Source organism: Fimbriimonadia bacterium, assembly GCA_039961735.1.
Classification (GTDB): Bacteria; Armatimonadota; Fimbriimonadia; order Fimbriimonadales; family JABRVX01; genus JABRVX01.
Genome location: JABRVX010000050.1, coordinates 1 through 7,456, shown reverse-complemented (window position 1 = coordinate 7,456; position 7,456 = coordinate 1). Strand labels below are relative to the sequence as shown.

The 7,456-nt window shown below is 62.3% G+C and carries 3 protein-coding genes; all 3 read left to right on the top strand.

Annotated features, from left to right (window positions below; translation table 11 throughout):
• Window positions 1-1,602, top strand: a 1,602-nt coding sequence (locus HRF45_11685) for a hypothetical protein (GenBank protein ID MEP0767188.1), incomplete at its 5' end; no start/stop codon positions are given.
• Window positions 1,603-2,121: 519 nt separating this feature from the next.
• The gene (locus HRF45_11680; protein ID MEP0767187.1) at window positions 2,122-3,918 is read left to right on the top strand and encodes a hypothetical protein; all 1,797 of its coding nucleotides are present in this window, start codon (window positions 2,122-2,124) and stop codon (window positions 3,916-3,918) included.
• A 357-nt stretch (window positions 3,919-4,275) separates the two neighbouring features.
• Window positions 4,276-7,456 (top strand): hypothetical protein (locus tag HRF45_11675; GenBank protein MEP0767186.1); only part of this gene is annotated, 3,181 nt, incomplete at its 3' end.

Here is a 7,456-nt window from a genome sequence, read left to right as displayed (position 1 = left end):
GGAAACGGCGGCTGGACGAAGATCGTGAGCCCCGGCCCGTTCGACCTTTCCGGTGGTGTGCACACGGTGACGGTGAAGGTCTGGGACGCGTGCAACAACCTGTCCGAAACCACCTGGACCTTCGACGTGGATAAGACCCCACCGACGTTTCAGAACCCGGTACCCACTGGGAGCTGTCTATGCAATCCGATCGAGAACCTGAGGGTAGAGACATCGGACAACTGCGAAGGCGTAGGACGGTTCGAGTTCTGGCTGGACGGACAAAAGAAGTGCGAAGGCGCCGTCGGTTACCTTGGACCGGGGCAGTGGGTAGGTATCGAGTGTCCTGGCCCGTTCACACTAACCAACGGCACGCACACGGTGCGTGTGAAGGTGTGGGACGCATGTAACAACCAGTCTGAAACTACCTGGACCTTCGACGTGGATGCGGCGCCCCCGACGTGTGTGTGGACACAGCCGTCAGGTACGTGCTTGCAGAACCCGGTCACTGCAGCGTTCGTGGTCAACGACAACTGTGGTGGCAAGGTTCGAGTCGAGAAGGTACTCCTGGACGGGAGCGAGATAGCATGGCCAGGCGTGCCCGGAGAGTTCGATAGTGGCACAGGGTCGTCCCTGGTTCTACCGGACCTGGCTAATGGCACCCATCGTTTAGAACTGATCGGGCTCAGCGACGCTTGCGGCAACTACGTGGAGAAAGGGTGCGAGATCACCTTTGTGATCGGGCCGTGCAACGGGCCCTGTGACGGGTGTTGGGGCGACGAGTTGAAGAACGTGATCCGAAGCAACTTCAAGAGCGTGGATCCGTGGGACAACGCCCTCAAAGACACGTTCCGGCCCGGCTACATCAACCTCGACGGCTTCACCATCCGCGACATCCTACTCCACAACAACGTGACGATCGACGAGAACCTGATCGTCCAGCAGGCTACGTACTGGAAGTGCACTCCGCACTGGAAGTGCGCGGCCTTCGTCATCGGCCCTGGGTCCGGTCTGAACACCTTCGACCCGGATTGGATGCATCCCGAGAAGCGGAATCGCGGCCCTGCGACCAACGATGACTTGGACGAGTCGGTGCTTCGAAAGGCTCTCCGCCTGCCGAAATCGGACGACGGCTGGTACATGGGCAACCGAAGCATCCTGTTCTCGCCGCCGTGCACCACCTACGAGTTGGGTGTCGTGTACGTGGTCCGCGACCCGAACACCGGGCGCACCGGTGAGCCGCAGACGGTGGTGTGGAGATGGGTGCTCGAGAGCCCGTTCAACGTCAGCCGCCAGCTGGGACGCACCGCGGGAACCGAGATCATCCTCCGCAACATCGAGTACTTCTCGACTGTGGCTCTGGGACGGACGCAGAAGCCGAAGATCCCGCCCATCGTCGCCGACTCGCTTCGTGAGGCGCTCAATATCCCTGACCCGACCGAAGCGCTGACCGAGTTCGAGACGATCATCGGGCTCACGAGCGTTGACTTCCACACGTTCATCGGCCCGGACGGCAAGCGTGACGTGCGATTCTGGCACCAATACCTGATCGAGAGTGACGAAGAGCCGGTCGGTTGCTTGCTGATCGAGCAGGCCGCAGACCTGTTCTTCCGACAGGAGTAGGCCCTTTACTGACTTCGGCACTACTCGCAACACAGGAGGCCGAGAGGTGCGGCCCCGCCCCCGGGCGGGGCCGCTACCTTCTCGCTGCGGGGGCAGTACGGAGAAAAGCGCTAAGAAGCGCCACCAGGCAGAGTACTGCTAACACGCATGAGAGCGGGGAAATGCGCCAGTAGGCTCGCGCCGTCCCAAAGCCGGCTCTCATTCCAGCCCTGCGTGGTGATTGGGGAGTGAGCAAGCAGCGAGCGGGCAATTCTGGCATGCGGAAAGTCGAAATACGGTATCGGTACCTGTGCTGCACCCAGAGCCTTCACCAGGCCGGAAAGGACCTGATCGGCACTCGCATGCCGTTCACGCGCTGAGAGCCTTGCCGGATTTCGCCCACGCCGGCCCAAGCCAAGGAAGATACGAGAGCCTGCGCCGCTCCCGTGGGGAATGAGCCACCCGAGAGGGCAATCCGTGTCCCACGATTTCCACACAAAAGGAGCGGCACAAGTGAATCATCGGCCATTCGGATCGTTCTTGAAGCCGGTAGCAGTGGCAGCGGTGTTGGCGGTGTCCGCGCTTGCCAATGCCGCGCAGGTCATCTATGTCTCGCCCGATGGCAACGACGCCAACTCCGGCCTCAGTTGGGGTTCGGCCAAACGCACCGTGGGAGGTGCCCTGCAGGCCGCCAGCGGCCCCACGCAGCTGTGGCTGCGCCAGGGAGTCTATCGCGAGATGCTCACGATCGACGCCGCGGGCATCGAGCTTTACGGTGGTTTCGCGGGCGATGAGGCTTCGCTCGAGGCTCGGCACGGTGGTGCAACGGTCCTGGATGCCGGCAGCCAAGGCCGCGTCCTGAGGCTCAATCGCGCGCACGGCACGGTACTCGACCGGCTCACGCTTCGAAACGGCAACGCAGTGGGATTCGGGGGCGGGCTCTACTCGTACCAGGCGGATAACGTACGCCTCACCGACGTGGTGGTGGAGGACTGCACGTCGTATACGGGCAACCATGGCGGCGGCATCGCGGTCGCTAACGGCTCCATCGAACTCACGAGGGTGCTCGTGCAACGATGTTCCACCGCGGGCTCGGGCGGAGGCATCAACGCGGTCGGTGCTGGGTTCAAGGCGACCGAGCTAACGGTGCGAGAGTGCACCGCGGCACGCGGCGGTGGTCTGGCCATGGACGCGGGGCTGGGTTACGTCACGTGCTCCAGGTTCGAGCGCAACGTTGCCACCTCGACGGCGCTCGAAGGTGGCGGCGCCATCTGGCTGCGCAGGGTGCAGCAGGTACCGTTCACACGCAACTTCTTCGTGGAGAACGAAGCGGTCTACGGCTCGGCAGCTGACCTGTACGACTACACTTCGACCGACGTCACCAACAACGTGTTCAGCCGCAACCGAGCAGGGTCGGCGACCATCCTCATTCGCGGGTATGGTGCGTGGCCGCGCCTCACCCACAACACCATCGCAGATAACGTCGCAACAGTAGGCAACTCAGCAGTGTACGTGGCCGACCGGGGCAACGGGACCTTCCGCAACGAGTTGATCGCATACAACCGTGGTCCGCGAGCGGCCGTCGGGAGGGACGGGACTGCTGACTACAACTGGTCCTATGCCAACTTCTGGATGAACGACTTCGGCGCGTTCGACTCCGAGCAGGACCTTCAGCGCGCTGGACCGACGACCACGCACACCGATCCCAAATTCCTCAACCGTACGTTCCTGGACGACCCCCTTTCGTACGAACTCTCGCCTGACAGTACGGTGCTCGACTACGGCTACCTGTATGCCTACGACGACTTCAACGGAGCCGCTCGCCCTGTCAACTCGACGGGCAAGGCACAGGCGTATCCGGACAAGGGTGCGTTCGAGTTCCAGGGCGTCGCCCAGAACGTGGACCTGGCGGGCTGGCGAGGGCCGAACGGCGACGGTGACCAGTCATTCGTGAAGCTGAGGGTGCGCGTGCGCGAGCTGAACGGTGCGCTCGTAGCCGAAGATGAGCTTCCGCAGGCAAGTCGCGGCTTCTACCTGCTCCGCGGCGAGCGGTTTGCAGCCGGGGCCGGACCGTTCGAGGTGGAGTTTCGAGTACCTGGTTACCTTTGCCGGAAGGTCACGCTCAGCGCACTGCCTGCACACGGCTCCACCGGTGTGGACCTGGACTTGATTCCGGGCGACGTGAACGGCGACAACAAGGTTGACATGCACGACGTGGCCCTGATGGTCCTGTTCGCTGACCGAACAGACCCGCGAACCGATCTGAACGGCGACGGTATTACGGACGTAAGAGATCTCAGCCTGACGCTCTCATCCTTCGGTCGCGTCGGCGACTAGGCGGGAAGCACCGCAAACTCCGTATAGCGAGGCCCCGGCGCCGAGGCGCCGGGGCCTTCGTTTGTGCCTAGCCCAAATACCGAATTGCAGTCCATCTGTACGTGTGATTAGGTTGCAACTCTTGACAGCTGGAACCAATGCGGTTAGAATGTTCACCAGGTCAACGGTAAAGAATCCGGCTGGTACAATTGATTTTGCGAGAGTGCCGGGGAGCTAAGGTGGTTGGGTATCGCCGTGGAGGTGCAGGTGTGCCATGCCTCACGGCGAGCCGAGTGTAACGCCCAAACTGCGCAGGGTGCCGGACGCGCCCCCTTTCTTGTTCCCGGTCAGTGATTAGAGAAAGTGAGATGGGCGCTCATGCGTCGGTTTCTTAGCATCTTGTGTCTGCTGCTGCCGATCTTGGCTGCGGCTCAAGTCAGCATAGATCCTGTGGGGAAGCCCGGCTCCAACTGGGGCACGGGGCCTCGGTTCGTCGAGATCATCATCCCCGAGCCGAATATGGTGGTCTCGCAGTTCGTGCAGCTCGAAATCCACTATGCGGCGACGGGTGAGACGCTGTCACGCGTGCAGCTGATCATTCTGGACGCCGGCAACAACGTCGTGCGCGTTATCGCCGGTCCCACCTGCCCCGACGGCTGCGAGTTCGGTATCTGGCCGCCCTGCATCAACACGAAAAGCTCCCTCGCTCCGCTCGCCGACGGCAACTACACCTTTCGCGCCGAGCTGGTGAAGCAGCAGGGAGGGGGCGAGGTCGTCCTGGAGTTCGACGAAGTGCCCTTCGTGGTTGACAACACCGCTCCGGACGCTGATGCTGTCATTCTGAATCAGAAAGCCTGCTACAACGCGCTAGACGATTTCCTAGAGTATCAGGGCACCGCGAACGACTTGCACTGCATCAGGCGCTGGCACTGGGAACTGGACGACGTCCAGATAACCCCCACTCAGGGTCCTGAGGACGATTGTCCCTTCACGACGCCGGTTGGAGTGCTCGACCTGACGACGCTGGCTGATGGAGCCCATCGGCTTAGCTTCGTCGTCATGGACCAGGCCGGATTCGATCCCGAGGAGCTGTGCCGGTCCCCGGGCAACATCACGACTGCGGTCGTTGACTTCTTCGTGGACCGCACGCCCCCGACTGCGGTAATCGCTGCACCGCAGGACGGGCAGTGTCTGAGAAACCCTGTCACCATCGAGTTCACCGTTGCTGACACGCTTATCGGCGATCTGGCGAAGTGCGAGGTGGTGATTGACGGGGTGGTTCGCCAGACCATCTCGCCCTGTCCGCAGGGCACTCACACCGCTGGGCCCTTCACGCTTCCCGAAGGCTATCACACCGTCGAAATCCGGGTAGTAGACGCATGCGGCAACCCGGGTGCGAGCGCTCCCATCACCTTCAAGGTGGATGATACGCCGCCCACTCTCACGGTTACCGCTCCGGCCGATGGGCAGTGCGTGAGAAACCAAGTTACCATCACGTACACGGTCGCCGACAACATCCCGGACCCTCTGCGATACTGCGAGCTGTGGATAGATGGTGTCAAGGTTCAGACGAAGGCGCCGTGCGAGCAGGGTACGCACACCTTCGGACCCGTCACCTTGAGCGAGGGGACCCACACGGTGTTCGTGCGGGCCGAAGACGATTGTCTGCATGTCGGTACCAGTGCTACCGTCACCTTCAAGGTAGACGATACGCCGCCGGCAGCTAGCATCGAGGCTCCGGCAGAGGGGCAGTGCCTGACGGGACAGGTTAGTGTGCGATTCACGGTCTCCGACAACCTACCCGGTCCGCTCAAGATGTGCGAGGTGCTGATAGACGGTGTGGTAGTTCACACCGACGCGCCGTGCGACCAGGGCACGCACACGGTAGGTCCTTTCGCTCTGTCCGATGGTCCTCACACCGTACAGGTGCGCGCGACGGACGATTGCGACAACGTCGGCCTCAGCACCCTTGTCGGCTTCAAGGTGGATAACACACCACCCACTGCCAGCGTGGATGCGCCGGCAGACGGTCAGTGTGTGAAAAGCCCAGTGACCATTCGGTACACGGTTGCAGATAATCTGCCTGGTCCCCTGTCCCTTTGTGAACTCCTCGTAGACGGAGTGGTAGTCAAAACGCAGGTACCGTGCCCACAGGGCTCCTACGAGCACACGATAGTACTGGCCGACGGCCCGCACACCGTTCAGGTGCGGGTGAAGGACGACTGCGAGAACGTCGGAACTAGTGCGCTAGTCAACTTCAAGGTAGATAACACCCCTCCGACTGCGACGGTCACCGCGCCGCAGGACGGGCAGTGCACCGGGCGCAGTGTTACGATATCTTACGGCGTGGCGGATAACCTACCAGGTCCGCTGAAGAAGTGCGAGCTGCTGATTGACGGAGTCGTGGTCAAAACCGACGCTCCATGCCCGCAGGGTGACTACGTCGCGGGGCCGTTCGACCTGAGCGATGGCTTGCACACGGTGCAAGTGCGCGTGACGGACGATTGCGACAACGTCGGTCTGAGTGCACTCGTGACCTTCACTGTGGACGACACGCCTCCTACCGCCCGAGTAGATGCACCCACCGAAGGCCAGTGCACTGGTCGGTCTGTCAGCGTGACTTACACGGTATCGGACAACCTGCCGGGGCCGCTGAAACTCTGTGAGGTTTTGATCGACGGCGTGGTGGTGCACACCGATGCGCCGTGCGACCAGGGTACCCACACCGTCGGGCCGTTCACTCTCACGGATGGACCGCACACGGTGCAGGTGCGCGCGACGGATGATTGCGACAACGTGGGCCTCAGCACAACGGTGACCTTCGTGGTGGACGAGACACCGCCGACGGTGAGGGTGGATGCACCGACGGAGGGGCAGTGTGTGCGCAGCCCCGTTTCGATCACCTACACGGTGAGCGACAACCTACCCGGTCCGCTCAAGATGTGCGAGGTGCTGATAGACGGCGTGGTGGTGCACACCGACGCGCCGTGCGACCAGGGCACGCACACGGTGGGTCCGTTCGCTCTCACGGATGGGCCGCACACGGTGCAAGTGCGCGCGACCGATGACTGCAACAACGTCGGCACGAGCACTCTGGTCAACTTCAAGGTGGACAACACCCCGCCGACGGCGACGATCACCTCGCCACAGGATGGTCAGTGTACCGGCAACGATGTCACCGTGACCTACTCGGTTGCCGACAACCTGCCAGGTCCGCTGAAGAAGTGCGAGATCCTGATCGACGGTGTCGTCGTTAAGACCGATGCTCCATGCCCGCAGGGTGACTACGTCGCGGGGCCGTTCGCACTGGCCGACGGTGTCCACACCGTGCAGGTGCGAGTGACGGACGATTGCGACAACGTGGGTGTCAGCACGTTAGTAACTTTCACCGTTGACGACACGCCGCCCACCGCTACGATCACGACTCCCCAGGAAGGGCAGTGCACGGGTAGGTCGGTGACGGTGCGCTACACCGTCGCCGACAACCTGCCAGGCCCGCTGAAGAAGTGCGAGCTCCTGATCGACGGTGTCGTCGTCAAGACCGATGCTCCATGCCCGC